24 protein-coding genes and 1 riboswitch are annotated in these 24,464 nt (G+C 67.7%); of the genes, 15 read left to right on the plus strand and 9 right to left on the minus strand.

Translation table 11 applies throughout. The annotated features are described in order from the left end of the window. Position 1: 1 nt before the first annotated feature. Both glgX and ACFXNW_RS17645 read right to left on the minus strand, forming a co-directional pair. Positions 2 to 2,119 carry a glycogen debranching protein GlgX gene (gene glgX, locus ACFXNW_RS17640; RefSeq protein ID WP_379418758.1) on the minus strand — a complete coding sequence of 706 codons (2,118 nt, stop codon included), beginning with the start codon at positions 2,117 to 2,119 and terminating at the stop codon, positions 2 to 4. A 170-nt stretch (positions 2,120 to 2,289) separates the two neighbouring features. Then, positions 2,290 to 2,832 carry a cupin domain-containing protein gene (locus ACFXNW_RS17645; RefSeq protein WP_379418759.1) on the minus strand — a complete coding sequence of 181 codons (543 nt, stop codon included), beginning with the start codon at positions 2,830 to 2,832 and terminating at the stop codon, positions 2,290 to 2,292. Positions 2,833 to 2,867: 35 nt separating this feature from the next. Between ACFXNW_RS17645 and ACFXNW_RS17650 the strand changes: the two genes are divergently transcribed. Then, positions 2,868 to 3,302: a MarR family winged helix-turn-helix transcriptional regulator gene (locus ACFXNW_RS17650; protein WP_379418760.1), complete on the plus strand. Its 435-nt coding sequence runs from the start codon at positions 2,868 to 2,870 to the stop codon at positions 3,300 to 3,302. Between the two features lie 197 nt (positions 3,303 to 3,499). After that, positions 3,500 to 4,771 (plus strand): adenosylmethionine--8-amino-7-oxononanoate transaminase, encoded by a 1,272-nt coding sequence (locus tag ACFXNW_RS17655; RefSeq protein ID WP_379418761.1) that lies wholly within the window; start codon positions 3,500 to 3,502, stop codon positions 4,769 to 4,771. A 62-nt stretch (positions 4,772 to 4,833) separates the two neighbouring features. Here ACFXNW_RS17655 and ACFXNW_RS17660 read toward each other — a convergent pair whose 3' ends face one another. Next, positions 4,834 to 5,208: a cupin domain-containing protein gene (locus ACFXNW_RS17660; RefSeq protein ID WP_379418762.1), complete on the minus strand. Its 375-nt coding sequence runs from the start codon at positions 5,206 to 5,208 to the stop codon at positions 4,834 to 4,836. 60 nt (positions 5,209 to 5,268) lie between these two features. Here ACFXNW_RS17660 and ACFXNW_RS17665 point away from each other — a divergent pair, with 60 nt between their 5' ends. The 5 genes from ACFXNW_RS17665 (at position 5,269) to ACFXNW_RS17685 (ending at position 10,801) form a co-directional block, all read left to right on the plus strand. Next, positions 5,269 to 5,745 carry a MarR family winged helix-turn-helix transcriptional regulator gene (locus ACFXNW_RS17665; RefSeq protein WP_379418763.1) on the plus strand — a complete coding sequence of 159 codons (477 nt, stop codon included), beginning with the start codon at positions 5,269 to 5,271 and terminating at the stop codon, positions 5,743 to 5,745. Positions 5,746 to 5,816: 71 nt separating this feature from the next. Continuing rightward, the gene (locus tag ACFXNW_RS17670; protein WP_379418764.1) at positions 5,817 to 6,965 is read left to right on the plus strand and encodes an 8-amino-7-oxononanoate synthase; all 1,149 of its coding nucleotides are present in this window, start codon (positions 5,817 to 5,819) and stop codon (positions 6,963 to 6,965) included. 28 nt (positions 6,966 to 6,993) lie between these two features. Next, on the plus strand, positions 6,994 to 7,674 hold the full coding sequence (gene bioD, locus ACFXNW_RS17675) for a dethiobiotin synthase (RefSeq protein WP_379418765.1): 681 nt from the start codon (positions 6,994 to 6,996) through the stop codon (positions 7,672 to 7,674). 244 nt (positions 7,675 to 7,918) lie between these two features. Further along, entirely contained in the window at positions 7,919 to 9,514 is a 1,596-nt protein-coding gene (locus tag ACFXNW_RS17680; protein WP_379418766.1) for a GMC oxidoreductase, read from the plus strand. A gap of 216 nt (positions 9,515 to 9,730) precedes the next feature. Further along, positions 9,731 to 10,801 (plus strand): phage tail tip lysozyme, encoded by a 1,071-nt coding sequence (locus tag ACFXNW_RS17685; protein WP_379418767.1) that lies wholly within the window; start codon positions 9,731 to 9,733, stop codon positions 10,799 to 10,801. 80 nt (positions 10,802 to 10,881) lie between these two features. Here ACFXNW_RS17685 and ACFXNW_RS17690 read toward each other — a convergent pair whose 3' ends face one another. The 5 genes from ACFXNW_RS17690 to ACFXNW_RS17710 all read right to left on the minus strand — a co-directional run bounded on the left by ACFXNW_RS17690 (position 10,882) and on the right by ACFXNW_RS17710 (position 16,091). Continuing rightward, positions 10,882 to 12,453 carry a DHA2 family efflux MFS transporter permease subunit gene (locus ACFXNW_RS17690; RefSeq protein WP_379418768.1) on the minus strand — a complete coding sequence of 524 codons (1,572 nt, stop codon included), beginning with the start codon at positions 12,451 to 12,453 and terminating at the stop codon, positions 10,882 to 10,884. After that, positions 12,450 to 12,935: a MarR family winged helix-turn-helix transcriptional regulator gene (locus ACFXNW_RS17695; RefSeq protein WP_379418769.1), complete on the minus strand. Its 486-nt coding sequence runs from the start codon at positions 12,933 to 12,935 to the stop codon at positions 12,450 to 12,452. The genes ACFXNW_RS17690 and ACFXNW_RS17695 overlap by 4 nt, the downstream gene beginning before the upstream one ends. Before the next feature lie 252 nt (positions 12,936 to 13,187). Beyond that, positions 13,188 to 14,213, minus strand: a complete 1,026-nt coding sequence (locus ACFXNW_RS17700; protein WP_379418770.1) for an ABC transporter substrate-binding protein — start codon at positions 14,211 to 14,213, stop codon at positions 13,188 to 13,190. Next, a complete protein-coding gene (locus ACFXNW_RS17705; RefSeq protein ID WP_379418771.1) occupies positions 14,210 to 15,013 on the minus strand; it encodes an ABC transporter ATP-binding protein in 804 nt (267 codons plus the stop codon). The genes ACFXNW_RS17700 and ACFXNW_RS17705 overlap by 4 nt, the downstream gene beginning before the upstream one ends. Before the next feature lie 46 nt (positions 15,014 to 15,059). Beyond that, complete coding sequence (locus tag ACFXNW_RS17710) at positions 15,060 to 16,091, minus strand: FecCD family ABC transporter permease (RefSeq protein ID WP_379418772.1); 1,032 nt, start codon at positions 16,089 to 16,091, stop codon at positions 15,060 to 15,062. 72 nt (positions 16,092 to 16,163) lie between these two features. Beyond that, positions 16,164 to 16,229: riboswitch (cobalamin riboswitch) on the minus strand. Positions 16,230 to 16,333: 104 nt separating this feature from the next. Between ACFXNW_RS17710 and ACFXNW_RS17715 the strand changes: the two genes are divergently transcribed. The 5 genes from ACFXNW_RS17715 to ACFXNW_RS17735 all read left to right on the plus strand — a co-directional run bounded on the left by ACFXNW_RS17715 (position 16,334) and on the right by ACFXNW_RS17735 (position 21,577). Then, complete coding sequence (locus ACFXNW_RS17715) at positions 16,334 to 17,488, plus strand: alpha/beta fold hydrolase (protein ID WP_379418773.1); 1,155 nt, start codon at positions 16,334 to 16,336, stop codon at positions 17,486 to 17,488. Positions 17,489 to 17,554: 66 nt separating this feature from the next. Then, positions 17,555 to 18,646 carry an ABC transporter substrate-binding protein gene (locus ACFXNW_RS17720; protein WP_379418774.1) on the plus strand — a complete coding sequence of 364 codons (1,092 nt, stop codon included), beginning with the start codon at positions 17,555 to 17,557 and terminating at the stop codon, positions 18,644 to 18,646. Beyond that, on the plus strand, positions 18,646 to 19,509 hold the full coding sequence (locus ACFXNW_RS17725; protein ID WP_379418775.1) for an ABC transporter permease: 864 nt from the start codon (positions 18,646 to 18,648) through the stop codon (positions 19,507 to 19,509). Before ACFXNW_RS17720 ends, ACFXNW_RS17725 begins: the two co-directional genes overlap by 1 nt. Further along, on the plus strand, positions 19,485 to 20,231 hold the full coding sequence (locus ACFXNW_RS17730; protein WP_379418776.1) for an ABC transporter ATP-binding protein: 747 nt from the start codon (positions 19,485 to 19,487) through the stop codon (positions 20,229 to 20,231). The genes ACFXNW_RS17725 and ACFXNW_RS17730 overlap by 25 nt, the downstream gene beginning before the upstream one ends. Further along, a complete protein-coding gene (locus ACFXNW_RS17735) occupies positions 20,228 to 21,577 on the plus strand; it encodes an LLM class flavin-dependent oxidoreductase (RefSeq protein WP_379418777.1) in 1,350 nt (449 codons plus the stop codon). Before ACFXNW_RS17730 ends, ACFXNW_RS17735 begins: the two co-directional genes overlap by 4 nt. 7 nt (positions 21,578 to 21,584) lie before the next feature. On the opposite strand, the gene ACFXNW_RS17740 is transcribed toward ACFXNW_RS17735, so the two are convergent. Next, on the minus strand, positions 21,585 to 22,175 hold the full coding sequence (locus ACFXNW_RS17740; protein ID WP_379418778.1) for a TetR/AcrR family transcriptional regulator C-terminal domain-containing protein: 591 nt from the start codon (positions 22,173 to 22,175) through the stop codon (positions 21,585 to 21,587). Between the two features lie 131 nt (positions 22,176 to 22,306). Between ACFXNW_RS17740 and bioB the strand changes: the two genes are divergently transcribed. From bioB to ACFXNW_RS17755, 3 genes are read left to right on the plus strand one after another with little or no spacing between them, the layout of a single operon-like run. Next, entirely contained in the window at positions 22,307 to 23,320 is a 1,014-nt protein-coding gene (gene bioB, locus ACFXNW_RS17745) for a biotin synthase BioB (protein WP_379418779.1), read from the plus strand. Between the two features lie 16 nt (positions 23,321 to 23,336). Continuing rightward, positions 23,337 to 23,546, plus strand: a complete 210-nt coding sequence (locus tag ACFXNW_RS17750; protein ID WP_379419083.1) for a hypothetical protein — start codon at positions 23,337 to 23,339, stop codon at positions 23,544 to 23,546. A gap of 35 nt (positions 23,547 to 23,581) precedes the next feature. Next, the gene (locus ACFXNW_RS17755) at positions 23,582 to 24,307 is read left to right on the plus strand and encodes a DUF2567 domain-containing protein (protein ID WP_379418780.1); all 726 of its coding nucleotides are present in this window, start codon (positions 23,582 to 23,584) and stop codon (positions 24,305 to 24,307) included. Positions 24,308 to 24,464: the final 157 nt, after the last annotated feature.

Here is a 24,464-nt window from a genome sequence, read left to right on the forward strand (position 1 = left end):
GTCAGGCGGTGCGGCGGAGGACGAGCAGACAACGGGCGGGGACGGTGACGGTGCTCGCCGCGGCATAGCAGGCCTCGGCGCGTCCGTCGGGGGTCGAACAATCCAGGGCGACCGACCATTCGGCGCCGAAATCATGGGCGGGCAGGGTGAAATCAAGGGCGCTGTCGTGGGCGTTGAAGCACAGCAGGAACGAATCATCGGTGATGGGTTCGCCGCGCGGGCCCGGTTCCGGGATGCCGTCACCGTCGAGGAACACCGCAAGCGACCGGCCGAATCCACTGTCCCAGTCCGCGTCGGTCATCTCCGCGCCTGTGGGCGTCATCCAGGCGATATCGCGGGGATGGCCGGACTCATGGATGGGACCACCGGCGAGGAAGCGGCGGCGACGGAACACCGGATGGGCGGTGCGCAGCGCGATCGCGGCGCGAGTGAATTCGAGCAGATCGGCATTCTTGTGTGCCAGTGACCAATCCATCCACGTCAGTTCCGAATCCTGGCAGTAGGCATTGTTGTTGCCGAGCTGGGTGCGGCCCATCTCGTCACCGTGGGTGAGCATCGGGGTGCCCTGGCTCAGGATCAGCGTGGCCAGCAGATTGCGCGACTGCCTGGCCCGCACCGCGAGGACCTCCGGGTCATCGGTGGGGCCTTCCACGCCGCAGTTCCAGGACCGGTTGTGGCTCTCGCCGTCGCGGTTGCCTTCGCCGTTGGCCTCGTTGTGCTTGTCGTTGTAGGACACCAGATCGCGCAGGGTGAACCCGTCGTGGGCGGTGACGAAGTTGATCGAGGCGCTCGGCCTGCGCCCGGTCGCCTCGTACAGGTCCGAGGAACCGGTGAACCGGGACGCGAACTCGCCGAGCGTCGCGTGCTCACCGCGCCAGTAATCGCGGACGGTGTCGCGGTACTTGCCGTTCCACTCGGTCCACAGGCTCGGGAAATTGCCGACCTGATAGCCGCCCTCACCCACATCCCAGGGTTCGGCGATGAGCTTGACCTGGCTGACCACCGGATCCTGCTGCACCAGATCGAAGAACGTCGAGAGCCGGTCCACATCGTGCAGCTCACGCGCCAGCGTGGCGGCCAGATCGAAGCGGAACCCGTCGACGTGCATCTCCAGCACCCAGTAGCGCAGCGAATCCATGATCAGCTGCAAGGTGTGCGGATGGCGCACATTGAGGCTGTTGCCGGTGCCGGTGTAGTCCATGTAGTGCGCGGGCTCGTCGTCCATCAGCCGGTAGTAGGCGGCGTTGTCGATGCCACGGAAACCGATGGTCGGCCCGAAATGGTTCCCCTCCGCGGTGTGGTTGTACACCACATCCAGGATCACTTCGATGCCCTCGGCATGCAATGCCCGCACCATCGCCTTGAATTCGGTGACCGCCGCACCAGCCCGTCGCCCGGCCGCGTATTCGTGATGCGGGGCCAGATAGCCGAAGCTGTTGTAACCCCAATAGTTACGTAGGCCCTGGTCGAGCAGGATGCGGTCATGCAGGAACTGGTGCACCGGCATCAGCTCGATCGCGGTGACACCGAGACCGCGCAGATGCTCGATGATCGCCGGATGCGCGAGGCCCGCGTAGGTCCCGCGCAGTTCCTCCGGCACATCGGGGTGGGTGATGGTCATGCCCTTGACGTGGGCCTCGTAGATCACCGTCTCGTGATAGGGCCGTTTCGGCGGACGGTCGGCACCCCAGTCGAAGAACGGGTTGATGACCACGCCGGTCATGGTGTGGCCGAGCGAATCCCGACCGTAGGTGTGCAGCGACGGATGGTCGGCGAACGCGCCGTCGAACGCCTTGCCGTACGGATCGAGCAGCAACTTGCTCGGATCGCAGCGCAGGCCCCGCTCCGGATCGTAAGGGCCGTGCACCCGGAACCCGTAGCGCTGCCCTGGCCCGACACCCGGCAGATACGCATGCCAGACATGCCCGTCGACCTCGTCCAACCCGATCCGCGTCTCGCCGCCCTGCTTGTCGACCAGGCACAACTGCACCGCGTCGGCGACCTCGGTGAACACCGAGAAGTTCGTCCCCGCTCCGTCATAGGTGGCGCCCAACGGATATGCGCTACCCGGCCAGACACCGAGCGGTGCCGCGGCGGAAGCGGAGTCGGGCGAAACCATGGCAACGACACTATCGGGCGTCACCGCACTGCCGCTGCGACCCTGCGCGTTGAGCGGGCGGGGGGTGTGCGGTAGCGCGCCCCGACGTCGGCGCGCGCGAGTCGGATGCGCAAGGCCGGGTACGTCGATACGTGCCGCGTGGCGGCGGCAATCACCGGGCAGGCGTTGACTCAGGCCGGCTCGGCGAGAGGCAGTCGGCGGCGGTAGTAGCCGGTGGCGCGGGCGAGGCGGGCCAGGCCACCCAGCAGGACTCGTTGGACGGGTGCCGGGATATTCGCGAGGTAGCCGTCCTGGAGGTCCCACAGCAAGGCGAGGGCGATCGGGTTGCGGGGGAGGCCCGCGGCGGTGGTCTTGCCCGCATTGTCGAGGTTGGACCAGAACTGGAACATCTGCCAGTGGCGCAGCGGCGGACGGATCTCGTGGTCGATGACCGTATCGGGCAGCTCGCTCCAGAATTCGTGCACCGTGCGTGGGGGAGCGGTGACGGTGTCGCCGGGGTCGGCGATGACCTCGCGGCCGTCGATGCGGAAGCGAATCCGTCCGGCGCGGATGGTCCAGCGTTCGGCGAGTTCGGGATGCCAGTGTGGGCCGGCCTGGCGTTTGGGGACGGGCAGCAGATGTTGGAGGCGCAGGTAGGGGCCATCGTCGTCGACGCCTTCGTCGACCAGTGTCACGCGGTGGCCGTTGCGGAAGGTGAGGGTCTGTTCGGGCATCCTCAAGATATAAAGGTAACCTTTCTATTGTGTCAATGGCTGAAGCTTCGGTATTGAAATTGCTGACCTTGGCGACGAGAGCTGTCGAACGGGAGCTGAACCGTGAACTACATGCGGTGCTGGGTGGCGACCTGCGGCCCGCGCACTACGCGGTGTTTCGGTACCTGGACCCGGCGGGGTCGCGGGTTACCTCGCTGGCTGATGCGGCGGGGATGACCCAGCAGTCCATGGGCGAACTCATTACCCATCTGGAACGCCAGGGGCTCGTCGAACGCCTCGTCGACCCCGCCGATCGTCGAGCCCGTCTGGTTGTTCTCACCGAATCGGGGCGCCAGGCGCTGGAACTGGCCGCCGATCGTATAAGGCGCATCGAGGACGAGCTGCGCGCCCAGCTCGGAGCCGGTGAGTTCGATGTGCTGCGGGCCGGGTTGGCGGTGGTGTGTGACTCGTTCGCCGGTTCGCAAGCGTGAGTCGTCGCGTGCCGGTTCGTGCGGTCGTCTATTGCGGACCTGAATGGCAGCCGCGCAGAACCGGCGACCCTGCGCAGTCGCCCCCCGTCTCGGCCGACCGCCATGGAGGAGTACGAGGTCCGATGCTAACTTGAACAGTGTTCAAGCTCGCTCCGGCTCGGAGCGGGACGTTCGCTGTGTAAAGGACTGCTGCTGCTGTGGTGCTGACGCCCGACGAGATCACCGCCATCGACGCGAAACACGTGTGGCACCCGTACGGCGGGTTTCCGGCGACAACCGAGCCGCTGGTGGTGGCCTCGGCGTCGGGGACCAGGCTGACGCTGGCCGATGGGCGCGAGCTGGTCGACGGGATGAGCTCCTGGTGGGCGGCGGTGCACGGGTATCGGCATCCGGTGCTGGACTCCGCGCTGCTGGTGCAGTCGCAGCGGATGAGCCACGTCATGTTCGGTGGGCTCACCCATGAACCCGCGGCACGGCTGGCCGAGCTGCTGGTTCGGCTCACCCCGCCCGGGCTGGACAAGGTGTTCCTCTGCGATTCGGGCTCGGTGTCGGTGGAGGTCGCGGTCAAGATGTGCCTGCAATATCAGCGCGCGCTCGGGCGCCCAGGGAAACGACGGTTGCTCACCTGGCGCGGCGGCTACCACGGCGACACCTTCACCCCCATGAGTGTGTGCGACCCCGAAGGCGGCATGCATTCGCTGTGGACCGACATCCTGGCCGAGCAGGTCTTCGTGCCCGCCCCGCCGCGAGACTTCGACCTCGGCTATGTCGCCGAACTCGAGCGCGCGCTGGTCGAGCACGCCGATGAGCTCGCCGCCGTCATCGTGGAACCGGTCGTCCAGGGCGCGGGCGGTATGCGCTGGCACGATCCGCGCTACCTCACCGAACTGCGCCGGCTGTGCGACGCCAACGGCGTGCTGCTCGTCTTCGATGAGATAGCCACCGGATTCGGCCGCACCGGAACATTGTTCGCCGCCGAACAGGCCGGGGTGAGCCCCGACGTGATGTGCGTCGGCAAGGCGTTGACCGGCGGCTACCTGACCCTCGCCGCGGCCCTGTGTACCGAGCAGATCGCCGAAACCCTCAGCGCCGCACACGGCGGCCTCATGCACGGCCCCACCTTCATGGGCAACCCCGTGGCCTGCGCGATCGCCGTCGCCTCCACCGAGTTGCTGCTCTCGCGCGACTGGCGCGGCGAGGTGAAGCGGATCGAGGGCGAGCTCGAAGCGGGTCTGGCTCCCGCGCGAGAGCTGCCCGGCGTCGCCGAGGTGCGGGTGCTCGGCGCGATCGGCGTCATCGAACTCGACCACCCGATCGATATGCGTGCCGCCACCGATGCGGCGGTTGCGACGGGCGCCTGGCTGCGCCCCTTCCGCAACCTCATCTACTGCATGCCGCCGTTCATCAGCAGCACCGCCGACGTCGCCACCATCACCGCAGCGATGCGCGCCGCCGCCGCGGTGGCGTAGGCCTGACGAGGGGGGCATCAGACCGGCGACACGCCGTTGCGGGCAGTCTCATGTCCCCCTCGTCAGGCGATCCATGGTGGGACGACGGTGGTATCGGTGTCGGGGGTGCCGGCTCGGGCGTTGGCGGGGGCGGTGACTATGGCGGTGACGCCTTCGGGGCCGGATGTGATCTGGCGTAGGACGTCGGCGGGGAGGACTGCGGTGTCGCCTGCCTCGGCGACGAGGTCGGTGCCGTTCAGGTCGATCTCGGCGCGACCAGTGACGATGGTCCAGATTTGCTCGACGTCGATGAAGTGCAGCGGTCCGGACTTGCCCGGCCCCATCTCGACCCGCCACAGCGACAGCGAGGATCCGCCCTGGTTGGGGGAGGCGAGGGTGGTCATGATGCCGCTGGGGGTTTCGGTGCGGCGGGTTTCGGAGTGTCGGATGACGGTCATGGATGCGCGCCCTTAGGATAGACAATGAAGTTGTCCATATAGTCAACGAGGTTGTCCAATATGTCAAGGGATGCGGGTGGCTACGAGCTGCCGCTGCGGATGCTGGCCGCCTTCCGTGCGGCCATCGACGAAGTACACGCCGATCTCGCCGAACGCGGGCACCCTGATCTGCGGCCGTTGCACGGATTCCTGTTTCAGGCGATCGCGCGCTCCGGGCCGCGAGGTTGCACCGCGGCCGACCTCGGGCGTGCGCTCGGCATCTCCAAGCAAGCCGCGGGTAAGCACATCGACAATCTCGAGCGCCTCGGGTATGTGCGGCGCGGCCATGATCCGGCCGACGCGCGGCGCAAGGTCTATACGCTCAGCGATCGCGGCATCGACTTCCTGGACAAGTCTGCCGAGACCTTCGACCGCGTTCATGCACGGTGGTCGGGCACGCTGGGAGCCGATCGGATGGCCGCACTCGAAGCCGATCTTCGGACGCTCGCGCCGGGTGAACTCTTCCGCACCGATATGCCCAGCTGGTTCGGCGGCTGAACGCGCTGACCGTGCACCCGCGGGTGGCCCCGATCGCGCTCCTGAACGCCGTTCAAGTATGGTGTTCAGCTGTGAGTACCGATCCATTGAGCTGGCTGGACGAGCGTGCTGCCGAGCGGGTGGGGGCGGGGCTTCGACGGGAGTTGCGGGCACGGGAGCCGCAGTCGCCGTCGATCGATCTGGCGTCCAACGACTATCTGGGGCTGGTGCGGCATCCCGAGGTGATCGAGGGTGCGGTGGCCGCCGTGCGTCGGTGGGGCGCCGGGTCGACCGGGTCGCGGCTGGTGACCGGGACGACCGCCGAACACGAACTGCTCGAAGCCGAACTCGCCGAGTTCATGGGCGCCGAGGCGGGGCTGGTGTTCGCCTCCGGATACGCCGCCAACCTCGGTGTGGTGACGGCGCTGGCCGGGCGCGGCTCGCTGATCGTCTCCGATGCGGGCAGTCACGCCTCGCTGGTGGACGCGTGCCGGTTGTCGCGGGCGCGGGTGGAGATCGCGCCGCACTGCGATGTCACGGCGGTGGATCGGTTGCTGGCCGGGCGTGTCGAGGAACGCGCACTGGTGCTCACCGATTCGGTGTTCAGCGCCGACGGTGATCTGGCGCCGCTGGCCGAACTGCACCGCGTGACCCGTGCGAACGGTGCCGTGCTGGTCGTCGACGAGGCGCACGGCCTCGGCGTGCGCGGCAGGGGCGGACGTGGGCTGGTTCAGGAAGCAGGCCTTGCTGGTGAACCAGATCTGGTGATTACCGCGACACTGTCGAAAGCCCTTGCGGCACAGGGAGGTGCGGTGCTGGCCAGCGGCCGGGTGCGCGCGCACCTCATCGACGCGGCCCGCACTTTTATCTTCGATACCGGGCTGGCGCCCGCTGCCGTCGGCGCGGCGCGCGCTGCGTTGCAGATCCTGCGCCGCGACCCGGACATCGCACAGCGGGTGCTGGATCGCGCCGCCGATATCGCGCGGATCGCCGGTGTGCCGCAACCGGATTCAGCAGTCGTGTCGGTCGTGTTGGGTCAGGCGCAGGTGGCCTTCGACGCTGCCCAGCAGTGCCGGGCGCGGGGGCTGGATGTCGGCTGCTTCCGCCCACCGTCGGTTCCCGAGGGCACCTCCCGGCTGCGGCTGACCGCTCGCGCGAATCTGACTCCCGCCGAAGTCGACGTCATCGCCACGGTTCTCGGCGAGGTGCTGTCCACCGCACGTCAGGCGGTGCCTGCGTGAGGTGCGTCGAATATCAGGGGAGCACCCGATGACGCTGTTGTTCGTCACCGGAACCTCGACCGATGTCGGCAAGACCATCGTCACCGCCGCATTGGCCGCGACCGCCACCGCTGCCGGGCGCTCGGTCGCGGTATGCAAACCCGCCCAGACCGGTGTCGCGCCGGGCGAGCCAGGCGATCTCGCGACCATCGCGCAACTCTCCGGCGTCGCCCGCACCGTCGAACTGGCCCGCTATCCCGAACCGCTGGCTCCCGATACGGCCGCCCGGCGGTGCGGCGCACCCTTGCTCACATTCGACGAAACCCTCTCGGCCATCACCGAACTCACCGCCGATGTCGTCTTGGTCGAAGGTGCCGGCGGTCTGCTGGTCCGCATCGGCGAATTCACCCTCCTCGATCTGGCGGTAAAACTCGCCGCGCCGGTCGTGGTCGTCACCGCCCCCGGCCTCGGCACTCTCAACCACACCGAACTCACCACCGGCGCCCTCGCGGCGGCCGGGGTGGAGTGTGCGGGTCTGGTGATCGGCTCGTGGCCCGAGACTCCCGACTTGGCCATGGAAACCAACCGCACCGATCTGCCTCGGGTGACCGGCGTCGATCTGGTCGGCATGATCCCGGCCGGTGCCGGTACGCGATCGCCGAACGGGTTCCGGGCCGATGCGGCCAGTTGGTTCGACGCAGACTGGGCCGACCGTTACCTGCTCGTCTGACCGAACCACTGCCGGCTCCGGGGTGACGTCCATGCCGGTCGTCCGGCTCAACTGCTCGATCTGCCGCTCGACGTGGATATGCGGATCGCCGTCCATCTGTCTCTGTTCCTCCGTTCGAGCGCGGATCGAAGTTGTCGAATTTCCTTCGGCATGAGCAGCCGTGCAGTAACTTCGTTACTCGGTAACTGGGTTACCGGCGCTGACGTGTGGCGCCTTGGCAGTTGTCTCGTCGTAAGGATCTTCCATGTCAGTGATCTCCCGCCGCTCGCTGCTGACCGGGGCGGTGGCCGCAGGCGCCGTGCTCGCCGGTGCGCGGGCATTCGACCCGAAACCCGCGATCGCCGCCCGGGTCAACGGTGTTCCGCTCACCAGAGAGGAACATCGGGTCGTCGTGATCGGGTCGGGGTTCGGTGGTGGGGTGACGGCGTTGCGGCTGGCCGAGGCCGGTGTGCCGGTGTTGCTGCTGGAGCGGGGGATGCGCTGGCCGACGGGGCCCGACGCGGAGACCTTCCCGAGGGCCTCGGCGCCGGACAAGCGCATCCTGTGGCATCGATCCAGCCCGAACCTGTTCGGCCAGCCCTTGGCCTTCGAGCCCTACACCGGCCTGGTCGAGGCGGTGCCGGGGGAGAACATGACGGCCCTGTGCGCGGCGGGGCTCGGCGGCGGTTCGCTGATCTACCAGGGCATGTCGTTGCAGCCCGACGAGGCGGTGTTCAACGCGCATTTCCCGGCGGGGCTCGACTGGGCGACGATGGATCGCGTGCACTATCCGCGGGTCGCGCGGATGCTCGGCCTCGCGGTCGCACCCGATGAGCTGGTGGCGAGCCCGAACTACGCCGCAGCGCGCGTGTTCGCCGACCATGTGCGCCGCGCCGGGCTGCCACTGTCGAAGATTCCGATGCCGATCGACTGGGACTTCGCGCTGGCCGAATTGCGCGGGGAGATGAAACCCTCCTACACCAACGGCGACGGCGCGATGGGCGTCAACAACGGCGGCAAACACTCCGTCGACGTCACCTATGTCGCGGCCGCGGAGGCGACCGGACGGGTGCAGGTGCGAACCCAGCACGAGGTCACCGATATCGAGCGCGGCCCCGACGGGCGCTGGATCGTCCACGTCGATCGCATCGACACCTCCGGCGTCGTCCGGGAGAACAAGGTCATCACCACCGGCGCCCTCGTGTTGGCCGCGGGCAGCCTCAACACCACCAAGCTGCTGGTGCGAGCCGGTGCCAGAGGTTTGATTCCCGACCTGCCCGACGCGCTCGGCCAGAACTGGGGCACCAACGCCGACCGGATCTATGTGTGGACCAACCCGGCAGCGAATTTCGGTCCCGCACAGGGCGGGCCGGTCGTCTACGGCAGCTTGAACTGGTCGGACCCGCAGAACGCGTGCACTCTCATCCAGGCATCGATTCCGCCGCTGCCGATCGATCCCAAGTCCACGATGATGGTCGGGTACGGCGTCAGCGACGGACGTGGCACGTTCAGCTACGATTCGGCGGCCGAACAGGCGGTGCTGAGCTGGCCGTCCAACGGCGACTCCGTCATCCAGAACAACTACATCGGACCGCTCGCGCAGCGGATCGCCGGTCCAGGCACCGCCCTGCTCGACACCAACGCCGCCTTCCCGTCCACCTGGCATCCGCTGGGCGGCGCGAGTATGGGCACTGTCTGCGATCTGGAGGGCCGGGTGCACGGCCAGCGCGGACTCTACGTGCTCGACGGTGCGCTCATGCCGGGCAATACCGCCGCCTGCAATCCGTCGATGACCATTGCGGCGGTGGCCGAACGCGCGCTCGACCAGCTCGTCACCGAGGACGTCGGCACGGTGATCTGATCGACGCGTCGACATTCACCGAACCCGTGCCGGCGCGACCCACTCGGCGCCGACCTTGCCGTCAAGGAGGGCTTCTCACTGTCGGGAATATCGGCGAGAGTGCGGCCGGGCGATTTCTGTTATTCATACCGAGAGCTGTGAGCAGGGGCGTGGTCACCTGCGCCGAATAAGGGCAGGGTTGCGCAGTGCTGCGGCATCGTGTGGTGGAGGTTGACGATGGCTCCGGAACCAGTGAAGTTTCGGCGATTTACTGACGCCCCCATTCTGAATCCCTACATAGCCCGGGCGGAAGCCACGCTGGTGGCGTTGAAGAAGGGGCTCGGTGACAAGAACGCGTCCCGGATCACGGCAAAATACCTGGACGGTCTCGGTGGTGCCGAAATGCCTGGGGCGGGAGAGCTGAAGCAGGGATACAAGCTTCGCGCCGACGACGTCAAGGACTACCAGGACCAATGGAACTCACTCGACGATCAGATCGCCGAGTTGGCTGCTGTATCGGCCGACGTCGCCAATGACGTGACCACTCAGGTCGACATCCTCGAGGGTGCGGTCAAAGACATCCTGGCCGACGTTGTCGACGACCCGCCGGACCGCCCGACTGCCGTCGAGCAGGTCGGCGCGGTCGAGGCGATCGACAAGGTCATCGGCAAAGCTGTCGACGCCGTCTGGGCCGCGTTCAACGAGCTGGATCGACAGGCGTGGAATTCGCCTCCAGGAGGCGGGAATACAAACGGCGGCGGTGCGCCGAGCGGCGGGGCGCCGCCGTGGACGCCGAGTTTCGGGAGCAACCTGCCCGCCGATACCTATACCGGCGGGGACCCGGCGACGGATGCGACCGCAGCGCCGTTGGAGGGTGGTGAGCGGGCTTCCGCGGAGAACATCTATCGGCGACTCATCGACAAATACGGTCTCACGCCTGCACAGGCAGCCGGAATCATAGGCAATATGCAGGTCGAGGCGCCCGGATTGAATACCGGTGCGTACAACCCGAAGGAGGGCGCCTATGGACTGTGCCAGTGGTTGGGCGGGCGGCGCGAAAACCTGAACGCCTTTGCCGCAGCCCAGGGAAAACCGGTCAGCGACTGGGAAACCCAGGTCGATTTCATGATGCACGAGCTGGGCGGCAAAGAATCCGCGGCCTTCAACAGGCTGAAGGCCACAGACACGCCCGGGGCCGCGGCGGCGGTGTTTGATTACTACTACGAAAGAAGCTCTGGAGAGATGCGCGATCAGCGGATCGCGAATGCGAACAATGTCGCGACAGCCATGACCAACGTCGCCGCATAGCCGGTTTCGGCCGATGAGAGCGACGATCCCCGCGTGAATGATTCACGCGGGGATCGTGGACTGCTCGCCGATTGCTCGGCTCAGTGCATCATGACCGGCGCCTTGGGCTGTTCACCCTCGGCCGGTGCCGCTTCCTTCTTGCGGGGCAGGAAGAACGACGCGGCCAGCGTGACCAGGCACAGGAACGCCGCGACCAGGTAGCTGGTGGAGAACGCCGAAGCCATATCGTCGAGGACGATCGACTCGAACTTCGCACCCAGCGACTGGATGTACTCCAGGATCGACGGATCCGGCGGAGTACCGGTGCGTTCGGCTTCACCGACGGCTTGCGCCGCCGACACCGGCTCCGACGCCTTGAACTGGTTGGTCAGCACCACCGAGATGATGGCGACACCGACCGAACTCGCGATCTGCTGCGCGATATTGAGCAGCGTGGAACCACGTGCCACTTCGTGCTCGGTGAGGGTCCGCAGCGCGGCCGTCATCAGCGGCATCATGGTGCCACCCATGCCGAGACCGAGGACGAACAGCAGACCCAGCAGCACCGGGTAGGAGGTGTGCGCATCGGTCTGCGAGAGGCCGAACATGGCGGCGGTGATCGCCGCCATGCCGATCGGGACGATCCGGCCGACCGGCAGCTTGTCGGCGAGCGCACCCGCCAGCGGCATGGTCAGCATGGTGCCGAGGCCCTGCGGTACGACCAGCAGACCCGCCATCAACGCGCTTTCACCGCGCACCTGCTGGAAGTAGGTGGGCACCAGCAGCAGACCGCCGAAGAAGGAGGCCGCGAACAGGAACATGGTGATCGTCGAGATCGACAGGTTGAAGTTCTTGAACAGCCGCAGGTCCAGCAGCGGATGCTTGGGCTTGAACGAGTAGAACACGAACGCGATCACCAGCAGTCCGCCGATGAGCATCGTCGCCCACACCTTCGGCGCGGTGACGGTGCCTTCCTCCGGAATCGTGGAGACGCCGAACAGGAACAGTGCCAGACCTGGCGAGAGCATCAGCATGCCGATGAAGTCGAAGCGCTCACTCGGCTGCGGATCGTCCTTCGGCAGCACCATGTAGGCGTACACCAGCGAGATGGCGCCGATGGGCAGGTTGATCAGGAAGATCCAGTGCCAGGTGGCGTTGTCGAGCAGCCAGCCGCCCAGGATCGGGCCGAGGATCGGGCCGAGCAGCATCGGGACACCGAGGATGGCCATGAGGCGGCCGATACGCTCGGGTCCGGCGGCCTTGGTCATGATCGTCATGCCCAGCGGCATCAGCATGCCGCCACCGAGGCCCTGGATCACGCGGAACGCGATCAGCGCCTCGATGTTCCAGGCCAGCGCGCACAGCACCGAACCGGCGGTGAACAGCACCAGCGCGCTCAGATAGAGGCGTTTGGTGCCGAATCGGTCGGCGGCCCAGCCGGTCAGCGGGATCACCGTCGCGAGGGCGAGGGTGTAGGCGGTGACCGTCCAGGCCACCGTGGAGTAGTTGGCGACGTCGAACTCGGTCTGGAACGTCGGCAGCGCGACGTTGACCACGGTGATGTCGAGGATCGACATGATGGCGCCGAGAACGACGACACCGGCGACCTTGAGTACGGCGCCGTCTATCTTGTCGGGTACCGCTGCGGCGGTGCTGCCGGCGGACTTGCTCACGAGGGGTCTCCCGTCGATACGGCTGGGATGGTTGGCACCGAGGCGAGTGCCCCGGAGTCGAGCACGCCGATGAGGGCGGCGTGCAGATCGTCACGAACGTTGTCCGGCAGGCGTTCGACCAGCCGGTCGACCGCTGCGCGGTGGCACATCATCTGTTCGCGGATGAGCTCACGGCCGCGTTCGCTGAGGCCGACAAGTTTCACCCGCCGGTCCTCTGGGCTTTCGTCCCTGGTCAGCAAGCCGAGACGGACGAGCCGATCCACATTGCGCCCCGCCGCTGTCACCGACAACGAGAGTCGTTCGGCGATGGTGTGGATGGGTAACTGCTGACGATCGTCGTGGCCGAGGACGAACAGGGTACGTGCCTGGGACAGCGACAGATCCAATTCGACCAGCTTGTCGGCGCCCTCGGATCGGCTCGCACTGAACAGGCCCGTCAGGAAACGCTCGAGGGCGTCCCCGAATCCCAATTCACTCGCCACCGCGCGATCATATTGCGAGTGCGATAGTCGCGTGCAAGCGAATATTGCGTGTTTGTGTCTAACGTCACGCCCGTTGAGTGGGGCGGCATGATGGCGGCCGTGCGACGTATGCCTCACTCGGTCGACGCTAGACCCGGGGTCGGACACATTGCGTGTGAGATTTCACGAAATGCCGCTCTACCTGTGCAAATGTGGTGAGGGTCACGTCGTGAGTGTGATGAACGGGACGCGAGCCGCCGGGCCGAGCCAGGGTCAGCGGATCGCGTCGTCCGAGCGTGGCTCGATGGTCGACGGCGGCACCAGTCCCCACTGTTCGAGCTGCTTGCGGATCTGTTCGGCCGCATCGATATTGAGCGGTCCGCTCGTCCACATGGCGTAGGGCAGATTGAGGAAACGCCCCTCGGTGACGGCACGTAGCTGGTTGATGCCGGGCTTGGCGCGCAGCATCTCGACCTTCTGCGCGTAGCTCTGCATCGGGTAATCGACGAACATGATCGCGTCCGGGTCGGCGCCTGCCAGCCGCTCCCAGGAGACCGCGGTCCAGGTGTCGGGCACGTCGGACAGGACATTGCGACCGCCTGCAGCGTCCAGAATCGCCTGCGGCGCACCGAAACTACCGCTGGAGAAGATGGTGTCGCTACCGCTGTCGAACAGGAAGATCTGCGGGGTCCGCTCCGGTTGCGGGGCGGCCTCGAGCGCGGCGAGCCTGCGATCGAGATCGTCGACGAGTTCGGTGGCGCGATCGGCGCGGCCGGTGATGGCGCCGAGGTTGGTGAGGTCCTCGCGCAACGCCGCCCACGGCTCGACCACGCCGCGGGGGCGTTGCCCGGCCTGCTGCCTGCAACTTTCGGTGAGAATGTAGGCGGCGATGCCCGCGGCGCGCAACGACTCCGGGGTGAGGTTCTCGGATTCGTCGTAGCCGTAGTTCCATCCGGCCACGACGACGTCCGGGCCCTGCGCGAGGACGGTTTCGCGCGAGGGGGATTCATCGGCGACCGAGTTCAGTCCGTCCACCGCGGGGCCGTAATGGTTGCGCAGCACCTCGACGTCCTGCTGCATGCTCGATACGGCTGCCACCTGGTCCTGAGCGCCGAGCGCCAGCGCCATCGAGATCATATTGCTGTCGTTGACGAACATGCGCTGGGCGGGAGCGGGAAAGCGCGACTCCACACCGCAGTTGCGCACGGCGAGATCACCGGTCGCCGCGTTCGGGCTGCCGCAGGCGGCCAGCGTCACGGCCAGCGCGGCCGCGGACAGCATTCGGATCGGGTGTTTCATGACGCCGCCTCTCGCGGGGTGATCAACAGGTGGTTCTCGCCGGTCTCGGGATGCGGGACGCGGGTGGCTCTGACTCCGAACACGGTGTCGACGATGTCGGCGTGCAGGGCGATCTCGGGGGGTTCGAGCGGATGGGCACGCCCGTCGTGCACAACGAGCACCCGGTCGCAGTAGCGGTCGGCCAGCGCCAGATCATGCAGCGCGGCGATCACGGTGCGATCGAGCCGCTTGGCGTGGGCGAGTAGCTCGAGCCGGTGGGTGATGTCGAGATGATTGGTCGGTTCGTCCAGCAGCAGGACCGGGGTGTCCTGGACGAGTGCGCGTGCCAGCAGCACTCGCTGCCGTTCGCCGCCGGAGAGCCGGTGCACCGGGCGGTCGCCGAAACCGGCGAGATCCACCGCGGCCAGGGCGTCGTCGACTATCGCGCGTTCGCGGGCCGACCCCGCACCCCATGGCGGTAGATACGGTGTCAGGCCGAGTGAGACCACTTCGCAGGCCAGCAGATCGTCGGGCGGGCGTTCGTCCTGGGCCACCAGTGCGACAGTTCGCGCCCGCCGCCGCGGTGAGAGCGCATGCAGGTCGTCGGTGCCGACCAGGACGCGCCCGCGCTGCGGCTTCGTGAGACCCGCGAGCGTGCGCAGCAGCGTCGTTTTACCTGCGCCGTTCGGTCCGACGATGCCGATCATCTCGCCGGGGCGCACCTCGAAGCAGACGTTGGTCAGGACCTCCCGCCGCCCGGCCGTGCAGGCCAGATCATGGGCAGCGACGATCGCGCCTCGCGTGCCCTTGTCTGCGGTCATCGAGCGCTCCGGTGTGTATCCACGCCGTCGGTTCGGCGCCGGCTGCTCACGACGCACCGAACCGGTAGTACCGCCGGCCCATGAGGATGAGGAACGCGGGCGCACCGATCAAACCCGTGAGCACACCTACCGGTATCTCGGTGGGCCGCACCAGGACTCGCGTCGCGGCATCGGCGATCACCAAGAACACCGCGCCGAGCAGTGCGCAGGTGGGCAGCAGCGCGCGGTGGCGGGGGCCGACGACGAGGCGGGCGGCGTGCGGCACCACGAGCCCGACGAAACCGATCCCGCCCGACACCGCGACGAGCACACCCACCAGCACGGCCAGCAGTACGAACAGCGCGATTCGCAGCTCACGCACCGGTACGCCGACCGACGCGGCGGTATCGGCGCCCAGATGGAGTGCGTCCAGCCAGCGCGCCGCCGCGATCAAACCGATGGCGCTGACCGTGACCACCGCCAACGGCACCGCGATCCGCGTCCAGTCCGCGCCCGCCAGACTGCCGAGCAGCCAGAACAGCACCGACTGCGCCGCGGCGGGATCGGTACTGCGGAAGATGAGATAGCTGGTCATCGCCGAGAACGCCGAGGCGAGCACCGTGCCGGTCAGCACGAGCCGCAGTGGCGTGAGCCCACCTTGGCTCACCGCGATCGCGAACACCAGCGCCGCCGCCGCGAAAGCCCCGGCCAGTGCGCCCCCGGACAACGCCCAGATTCCGGCGCCCGCGAACGCCGTGGAAGTGATCACCGTGGCCGCGCCGACGCCTGCGCCGGAGGACACACCGAGCAGGAACGGATCGGCCAGCGGATTGCGCACCAGCGTTTGCATGGCCGCGCCTGCCAGGGCCAACCCGGCACCGACGATCGCGGCGAGTACGGTGCGCGGCACCCGCAGCTGCCACACGATGGTGTCCATTCCCGGGTCCGGTGGAATCCGCCCGGTCAGACGGTGCTCCAAGACCTCCAGCACGCCGGACACCGGCAGCGATTCGGCGCCGAACCCGGTGGCGAGGACCATCACCACCGCCAGCGCGGCCAGCAGTACCGGTACCACGATCGTTGTATGGACACGGGTCATCGCGTGCGCACCATCGATGTACAGCGCCCCACAGGCAAGTCGCGGCCTCTCCAGAGTTCGTCCGGTGGGGGAGGTCTGACTCGCGCCCGCTGGGGCGCTCACAGTGGCGCGACCGTCCCGGATTTACACCGGATTCCCGCACCCACCGAGGGTGAGGCCGAACTCTACCGATCGGTCGGGTTCTCCGCGGCGCCGGGTCGCGATGACGGCGGGCCCGCGCGCGGCGTGCCTACAGTGAAAGTATGTCGCCGCTGGACCAACGGCACCCGTCCACTGTCACCGACTGGGACGACGCGCGACGGCGGGCTCGACTTGCCGAAACCCGGCTCGGGCACACAGGAACGACGTTGCGCCGCACCCGGTTGGCGTTGTCGCGGGTCGCGGTACTGGTGCTGATCGTGTCGATCGGCTTCGTCCAGTACTTGGTGCACGATGTCGCGCCGGAGCGGGCGCGGCTGGCGCGCACCGAACCGGCGCTGCTGCCGGTATCGGCACCCGCCGATCCGCAGGGCTGGGACACCGCCGTCGTCGATATGGCCGGCCTCGGCGGGCTCAATGCCTCCGACACCGCCGAAGCCCTGCCCTCGTTGAGCGCGATGGGAGTGGTGTGGGCGATCCGCTACGACAATCGAGGTATCGACACCAAGGTGATCGCCGATCTGATCATCCGGGCCGCGATCATGTCCGGGATCCGCAATATCGTGCTGACCGGACACAGTATGGGCGGCGTCATCGCGCTCGAGGTGGGCCAGCACATCCACACCGGCAGCGAGCTGCGCCTGGTCGCGGTGATGCTCGACTGCACGCCGCTGGATTTGAACGCCGTCCGTCCCGACAAACGCGGTCGCGGGCAGGACATGGTGCGCTGGATGGGCTGGCTGCCCGGCGCCAGGGAGAGCCGGAGCCTGCGGCTGGTCGTCGAAACCTATGCCCGCCGCGAGCGTTTCATCGATCGCGAAGGTGTGCCGGGTATCCGCGTCGGCGAAGTGCGCGAGGTGGTGGGGGAGGTGTTGCGCGACAAGATCTTCTCCAGCGACGCCGCAAGCAACGGCCTGATCGAATCGCAATTCCTGGCCATTGTCGCGGGCGGTTCGATCGACAATCTGCGGGCGCTGTCGGAGCCCGCCGACGGCAAGCCGCGCCCGGCGATCGTCTTCATCCGCCCGCACAACCCCTATCGCGACGGCGTGGTCGACGTCGAACGCACCCATCAGGTGCTCATCGACGAAGTCGGCGGCGTCGACGGCGCGCTGCTCGTGGTGTTGCCCTACGGCACCGGACATGCCAACCCGCGGCAGCGTCCGGTCGAGTACAACACCGTCATCGCCCAGCAGGTGGCACCGTTCGTGCAGCGCTTCGAGGAGCAGATCGTCGAGCGGGTCGACGCCGGACGCTGACGGCGAGTTCGGATCACGCTGTCGTTAACGGTGTTCGGGCCGCCGCTCGGATTGTTGAATTCCCGCATGGCTCGACCTCGTTTTCTCCGCACCGGCCCACGCGGCCGGACCGCCGCCGTCCTGCTCGCCGCACTGTCGTTCGCGACGTTCGCGCTGACCGGATGTGCCTCCGACGACACCGGGGCGGGGTCGGTCGTCGACGGGCCGCTGCCCACCGAGGTGCCGTCCGGCACCACACTCGTGATCGCCGACCAGTCCGAACTGCTACGCCATCAGCTGCTGCTGTCGGGTGAGCTGGACAAGCTGCCGTTCGAGGTCGAATTCGCCAACTTCGTCGGCGGTCCGGCCATCCTGGAGTCCTTCCGTGCCGGGGCCGCCGATGTGGCATGGGTCGGTGACGTGCCGCCCATCCACGCGCTCGCCGCCAAGCAGGACGTACCCATCGTCGCGGCGTCGCAGATCGACACCGCGGCACTGAAGTTCGCGGTGGCGCCAGGGGTTTCGGTGAACGGCATCGCCGATATCAAGGGTAGGAAGATCGCCTACGCCGAGGGCACCTCGCAACAGGCCGCGGTGCTGCGTCTGCTCGACAAGGCGGGTCTGGCGACCTCCGATGTGGAACTCGTGCGGATCCAGCTGGCCGAATTCCTCGACGCTGTGCGCACCGGCCAGGTCGACATCGCGCCGCTCGGTGAACCGAATGTCACTCGGTTCCTGCGCACTTCGGGCACATCGTTGATCCCCGACGCCGACACCGCAGGCACCTATCCGGGGCTCACCTACCTGTACGCGCGCCGCGATGTGGTGCGCGATCCGGCCAAGGCCGCCGCCACCCGGGCGTTGGTCGCCGCGTATGTGCGGTCCTGGCAGTGGGTGAACGACCACCGGGCCGAATGGGCGCAGAAGTACTACGTCGACAACCAGAAGATCAGCATCGAAGACGCGAACCGCATCGTGGAGTCCCGCGGCACCATCACCTTTCCGCATCTGGACCAGCGGCTGATCGACCGCCAGCAGGCCACCATCGACGCCATCGACGCCGCCGGTGAACTGCCACGAAAGATCCAGGCCGCCGACGGTTTCGATCTGCGCTTCGACGCCGTCATCACCGAAACCGTCGGCCAGGTCGGCGCGAGCTTCGAACCGGGGAGCAACTGATGGCTGTACAGACCGCCGACGCGGGCATTTTCGGGCGGATCACCCGCACCAGCTCGGCACCCGCACTCGCCACCCGGAGGCGGACCCGTCGCAGGCTCGGGCCCGGCCGGGCGATCCCCTTCGGCGCGGCCCTCGGCCCTGCCCTGCTGGTCGGCGCCTGGGTCATCGGTTCCGCATCCGGCGCACTGGACCCGGAAACCCTGCCCGCACCGTGGACGGTCGCGCAGACCGCAGGCGACCTCATCGCCGACGGTCGCCTGCAATCCAATCTGCTCACCTCGCTACAGCGGGCCGGGATCAGCTTGGTGCTCGGTGTCGTCATCGGCGTGGTGCTCGCGTTGATCGCGGGGCTGAGCCGGCTCGGTGAAGCGCTGGTGGACGGGCCGATCCAGATCAAACGCTCGATTCCGACGCTGGCGCTGATTCCGCTGTTCATCGTGTGGTTCGGCATCGGTGAGCAGATGAAGCTCATCGTCATCACCACCAGCGTGCTGATACCTATCTACATCAACACCCATGCGCAACTGCGCAGCGTCGACGCGCGCTACGTCGAACTCGCGGAGACGGTGGGCCTGTCGCGGGCGGCGTTCATCCGCAAGATCGCGCTGCCCGGCTCGCTGCCCGGGTTCTTCACCGGGCTGCGGCTCGCGGTCACCATCTCCTGGCTGGCGCTGGTCGTGGTCGAACAGGTCAACGCCACCAGCGGCATCGGCTACCTCATGACCCAGGCGCGCACGTACGGGCAGATCGACGTCATCGTGGTCGGCCTGGTCATCTACGGCCTGCTCGGGCTGCTCGGCGATCTCGCCGTGCGCACAGTGGAAAGGAAGACACTGTCATGGCGCCAGACACTGGGCGACTGAACGTCGTCCGGGCCCGCGACCTCACCCGCGGGTTCGGCGATCGGGTCGTGCTCGACGGCATCGACCTCGATATCGCTCGTGGCGAGTTCGTCGCGCTGCTCGGCCGCAGCGGTTCCGGTAAGAGCACCTTGTTGCGGGCGCTGGCAGAACTCGACGACGAGGTACCCGGCTCCGGCGAGTTGTCGGTGCCTGCGGAAAAGGCTGTGGTGTTCCAGGATTCGCGGTTGTTGCCGTGGAGCCGGGTGCTCGACAACGTCACCCTCGGGCTGACCGGCGGTGGCGCCGCCGACCGTGGCCGCGCCGCGCTCGCCGAGGTCGGTCTGGCCGGGCGGGAGAAGGCCTGGCCGCGTGAGCTGTCCGGCGGTGAGCAGCAGCGTGTCGCGCTGGCTCGTTCGCTGGTGCGTGAACCCGCGCTGCTGCTGGCCGACGAACCGTTCGGCGCGCTGGACGCGCTCACCCGTATCCGGATGCACGCGCTGCTGCGGGACCTGTGCGCCAAGCACACACCGGCCGTGCTGCTGGTCACCCACGACGTGGACGAGGCGGTATCGCTGGCCGACCGCGTCCTCGTCCTCGACGACGGCCGCATCGCACTGGATCGGCAGATCGAACTGGAACGTCCACGCCGGCACAGTGATCCGGCATTCAATCGGTACAGAGAGGAGCTGCTCAGCGGTCTCGGAGTCGAGTCGCAGGCAGCGCAGGTGAAGCAGGCGTCATGACCGAACCGCGACAGTTGAGTCTCAATGCGTTCATCTATCCCGCCGGGCACCACGAGGCGGCGTGGCGGCATCCCGACAGCGGCGCCGACCGCATCTACGACGTGTCCTACTACCAGCAGATCGGCCGCACCGCCGAGACGGCAACGTTCGACGCGGTGTTCTTCGCCGACGGGCCGGCCCTGCGCACCAATGTCGAATACAACGCCGCACCGGGGCTCGAACCGATCACGTTGCTGACTGCGATCGCCTCGGCGACAACCCATCTCGGGCTGATCGCGACGGCCTCGACCACCTATTACGAGCCCTACAACCTGGCGCGGCTGTTCTCCTCGCTCGACCACATCTCCGGCGGCCGGGCGGGCTGGAACATCGTCACCACCGGAACCGGGGAAGCAGCGGCCAATTTCGGACTCGACCGGCATCCCGCACATCACGAACGGTATGCCAGGGCACGGGAATTCGTCGACGCGGTCGTTGCGCTGTGGGACAGCTGGGAAGACGATGCGATCCTGTTCGACCGGGCAGCCGGCCGCTACGCCGACCCGGACAAGATCCACCGGATCGACTTCGAGGGCGATCACCTGCGCGTACGCGGGCCGTTCAGCTCCGCGCGCACCCCGCAGGGTTACCCGGTGCTGGTGCAGGCCGGCGCCTCCAACGACGGCCGATCCTTCGCAGGCCGCTACGCCGAAGCCATCTTCACCGCACACCAGCGGCTCGAAGACGGCCAGCGGTTCTACCGTGACATCAAGGAGCGGGCGCGCGGCTTCGGCCGCAACCCTGATCACGTCAAGATCCTGCCCGGAATCTGCCCGTTCATCGCCGACACCGAGGCCGGGGCACTGCGCCTGGAACGCGAGTTCAACGAGCTGACCGTACCGGAATACGGCCTGGCGCAGCTGGAAAGCATCGCGGGCAAGAGCCTGCGGCATCTGAAGCTCGATGAGCCGGTGCCGTACGAATTGTTCGCCGATGCGGGCGATGTCACCGATAACGCCCAGAGCCGTCTGCAAGTGGTGGCGGGCATCGTCGAGCGAGAGCGGCCCACCGTGCGCGGACTGCTGCACCGTCTGGCCGGTGCGCGCGGACATCGGGTGTTCGCCGGGACCCCGGAACAGGTCGCCGACACCATCGAAGAATGGTTCCGCAACGGCGCCGCCGACGGGTTCAACGTCATGCCGCCGTATTACCCGGGTGGGCTCGAGGTGTTCACCGAGACGGTGGTGCCGATTCTGCGTGAACGCGGGCTGTTCCGCACCGAATACACCGGTACTACGTTGCGTGATCACTTCGGGCTGCCGCGCCCGGAGAGCCAGTTCGCGCGCCGCCCAGCGTTGGCCAGGTGAGCGGGGCTCAGCGCACGCGCGTACCGAGGAGCTGCCGGATCCCGCCCACGAATAGTTGCAGCCCGAAGTCGAAACGGGCTGTGGGGTCGGGGGATTCGGTGTCGTCCAGCGGTGAATCCGCGTCGGCGAGCGCGCCTGCCGAGTCCATCTGCATGCGGGACTGCTCGTCGACGGTGTGGCCGAGCACGTAATAGAGGAGCGTGAAGGCGGCGAGTTCGGCCTCGGCGCGCGGCATGCCCGCGCGGATGGCGGCGCCGGCGAAACGTTCCCGGCCCTTGCTGGTGGTGAGGCGAGAGGCGTAGGTGGCCGAGACGAGCTCGGCGCCGTCGCGGTAAGCGAGCAGGCAGTTGCGCAGCCGGTGGGCGAGTTCGGTGAGCTGGCCGGGCCAGTCGGTGGCGGTGAGCGGGTCCTCCATCGGGGCGAGGATGCGGTCGGCTACCGCGCCGAGCAGCGCCTGCTTGTTCGGGAAGTGCCAGTACAAGGCGCCAGGCTGCACGCGCAACGATCCGGCCAGCCGCCGCATCGTGAGATCGGCGAGACCGTATTGGTCGAGGATGGCGATGGCGCCCTCGACCACATCGGACCGGTGCAGTTGCACGCTGGAACCCTCCCGTTCGTGTTGTGACTCACTCTCGAGCTAGCCTATCCTGAACACCGTTCAAGTTGCATGGCCACCTCGATCGGCCACAACCGACGGCCGCACCCGGCCGGACGAAAGGGATTCGTGCAGTGACCCAGGCACCCGTCAAGACCGACATTCTGGCCATCGCCCGCGAGCAGGTGCTCGAGCGCGGCGTCGGCCTCACCCAGGACCAGACCCTCGAGGTGCTGCGGCTCGGCGACGACCAGCTCGAGGACCTGCTGGCACTGGCCCACGACGTGCGGATGAAGTGGTGCGGGCCCGAGGTCGAGGTCGAGGGCATCATCAGCCTCAAGACCGGCGGCTGCCCCGAGGACTGCCACTTCTGCTCCCAGTCCGGCCTGTTCCAGTCGCCGGTGCGCGCCGCCTGGCTCGACATCCCGAGCCTGGTCGAGGCCGCCAAGCAGACCGCCAAGACCGGCGCCACCGAATTCTGCATCGTCGCCGCCGTGCGCGGCCCGGACGAGCGGCTGATGGCACAGGTCGCCGCCGGTGTCGAGGCCATCCGCAACGAGGTCGACATCCAGGTCGCCTGCTCGCTCGGCATGCTCACCCAGGAGCAGGTCGACCAGCTCGCCGCCATGGGCGTGCACCGCTACAACCACAACCTGGAGACCTCGCGCTCGCACTTCCCGAACGTCGTCACCACCCACACCTGGGAGGAGCGCTGGGACACCCTGCGCATGGTGCGTGAAGCCGGTATGGAGGTCTGCTGCGGCGGCATCCTCGGCATGGGCGAGAGCCTCGAGCAGCGCGCCGAATTCGCCGCCAACCTGGCCGAACTCGAACCCGACGAGGTCCCGCTCAACTTCCTCAACCCGCGCCCCGGCACCCCGTTCGGTGATCTCGAGGTGCTCCCGGCCGCCGACGCGCTGCGTGCGGTGGCGGCGTTCCGCCTCGCGCTGCCGCGCACCATCCTGCGTTTCGCGGGCGGCCGTGAGATCACCCTCGGCGACCTCGGCGCCAAGCAGGGCATCCTCGGCGGTATCAACGCCGTCATCGTCGGCAACTACCTGACCACCCTCGGCAGGCCCGCGGAGAGCGACCTCGACCTGCTCGGCGAGCTGAAGATGCCGATCAAGGCGCTCAACGACACCATCTGACGCGGTGACGACGAACATGGACGAGCGCTACAACCCGTTCACCGGCAAACGGATCGTGCCCGGTCTCGACGATCCGATGCCGCAGGCGGCCGCGCTCGGCCTGGAACCGCCACGGTTCTGCGAGCACTGCGGCCGCCGGATGATCGTGCAGGTCAACCCCGACGGCTGGTGGGCCAAATGCTCCCGGCACGGGGTCACCGATTCGACCAGTCTGGAGCGCCGCTAGGGCAGCGCCCGCGGCGGTCGGTCATAATCCAGCACATGGGCGGAGTGAATGCGCAGGCGCACGCGGTGACAGTGGACCCGGGCGCCGCGGTGCGCCGTGAGGTGGGCGCGGCGGGCGTGATCGCGGCCGCGGTGATCGTGGCCAACCTCATCGGTGCCGTGGTGTGGGGTCTGCTCGCACCCACCGAGCAGCTGCTCGTCGTGCAACCGGGGCGCGGTGCCGCGCTCACCGGTGAGAGCGCGCACCAGTTCGACGCGGTGGCGATGTTCGTCTGCGCGGGCGCGGTGATCGGCGTGCTGTCGGCGGTCGGGGCGTGGCGGTGGCGGCGCATGCGCGGACCCATCCCGTATGCGGGGCTGCTGTTCGGATCGATCGCGGGCGGCTGGCTGATGGCGTTGCTCGGCGAATACATCGCCGATTGGAACAATCCGCGCCCGGCCGACCCGCCGGTGGGCCAGATCGTGGCGCTGCCGACGGAGGTCGGGACGTGGCTGGCGATGGTGCCGCAGCCGTTGATCGCTTCGCTGGTGGTGTTGTTCCTCGCCGCGCTCAGCACGTCGGAGGATCTGGGAACCGGTTACGCGGGGGCGATCGGTGCTTCCCGGCCGGTGCAGGAATACGTCTACGACCCGGCGTTGGTGTACGACCCGTACCGGGTGCCCGCGAACCCGGGGATGTACGGTGCGCCGCCGCAGGCGAGTGCGCCGCACGGGAATGCGCCGCAGCCCGGTGTACTGCCGGAACGTGATTCGACGAACTGACCAGTGCAGGCCTTATTCGGTCGGACGGCAGCCCGGGCTGGTCGTGGCGCCGGATAGGCTGCCGACGCGCCAGTATTGGCCCAACCGTTGCCTCGCGTTCGGTCGAGTCGACACCCGTCAACCCTAGAATCAGCTCATACGCTGGACTTTCAGGGGA

The organism is Nocardia sp. NPDC059180 (genome assembly GCF_042754945.1).
GTDB lineage: Bacteria > Actinomycetota > Actinomycetes > Mycobacteriales > Mycobacteriaceae > Nocardia.

What these genes read in the sequence shown, in the direction of transcription:
- glgX (WP_379418758.1), bottom strand. Translation starts at nt 2,119, where the DNA reads ATGGTTTCGCCCGACTCCGCTTCCGCCGCGGCACCGCTCGGTGTCTGG.
- ACFXNW_RS17645 (WP_379418759.1), bottom strand. Translation starts at nt 2,832, where the DNA reads ATGCCCGAACAGACCCTCACCTTCCGCAACGGCCACCGCGTGACACTG.
- ACFXNW_RS17650 (WP_379418760.1), top strand. Translation starts at nt 2,868, where the DNA reads ATGGCTGAAGCTTCGGTATTGAAATTGCTGACCTTGGCGACGAGAGCT.
- ACFXNW_RS17660 (WP_379418762.1), bottom strand. Translation starts at nt 5,208, where the DNA reads ATGACCGTCATCCGACACTCCGAAACCCGCCGCACCGAAACCCCCAGC.
- ACFXNW_RS17665 (WP_379418763.1), top strand. Translation starts at nt 5,269, where the DNA reads ATGTCAAGGGATGCGGGTGGCTACGAGCTGCCGCTGCGGATGCTGGCC.
- bioD (WP_379418765.1), top strand. Translation starts at nt 6,994, where the DNA reads ATGACGCTGTTGTTCGTCACCGGAACCTCGACCGATGTCGGCAAGACC.
- ACFXNW_RS17680 (WP_379418766.1), top strand. Translation starts at nt 7,919, where the DNA reads ATGTCAGTGATCTCCCGCCGCTCGCTGCTGACCGGGGCGGTGGCCGCA.
- ACFXNW_RS17685 (WP_379418767.1), top strand. Translation starts at nt 9,731, where the DNA reads ATGGCTCCGGAACCAGTGAAGTTTCGGCGATTTACTGACGCCCCCATT.
- ACFXNW_RS17700 (WP_379418770.1), bottom strand. Translation starts at nt 14,213, where the DNA reads ATGAAACACCCGATCCGAATGCTGTCCGCGGCCGCGCTGGCCGTGACG.
- ACFXNW_RS17705 (WP_379418771.1), bottom strand. Translation starts at nt 15,013, where the DNA reads ATGACCGCAGACAAGGGCACGCGAGGCGCGATCGTCGCTGCCCATGAT.
- ACFXNW_RS17710 (WP_379418772.1), bottom strand. Translation starts at nt 16,091, where the DNA reads ATGACCCGTGTCCATACAACGATCGTGGTACCGGTACTGCTGGCCGCG.
- ACFXNW_RS17715 (WP_379418773.1), top strand. Translation starts at nt 16,334, where the DNA reads ATGTCGCCGCTGGACCAACGGCACCCGTCCACTGTCACCGACTGGGAC.
- ACFXNW_RS17720 (WP_379418774.1), top strand. Translation starts at nt 17,555, where the DNA reads ATGGCTCGACCTCGTTTTCTCCGCACCGGCCCACGCGGCCGGACCGCC.
- ACFXNW_RS17725 (WP_379418775.1), top strand. Translation starts at nt 18,646, where the DNA reads ATGGCTGTACAGACCGCCGACGCGGGCATTTTCGGGCGGATCACCCGC.
- ACFXNW_RS17730 (WP_379418776.1), top strand. Translation starts at nt 19,485, where the DNA reads ATGGCGCCAGACACTGGGCGACTGAACGTCGTCCGGGCCCGCGACCTC.
- ACFXNW_RS17735 (WP_379418777.1), top strand. Translation starts at nt 20,228, where the DNA reads ATGACCGAACCGCGACAGTTGAGTCTCAATGCGTTCATCTATCCCGCC.
- ACFXNW_RS17750 (WP_379419083.1), top strand. Translation starts at nt 23,337, where the DNA reads ATGGACGAGCGCTACAACCCGTTCACCGGCAAACGGATCGTGCCCGGT.
- ACFXNW_RS17755 (WP_379418780.1), top strand. Translation starts at nt 23,582, where the DNA reads ATGGGCGGAGTGAATGCGCAGGCGCACGCGGTGACAGTGGACCCGGGC.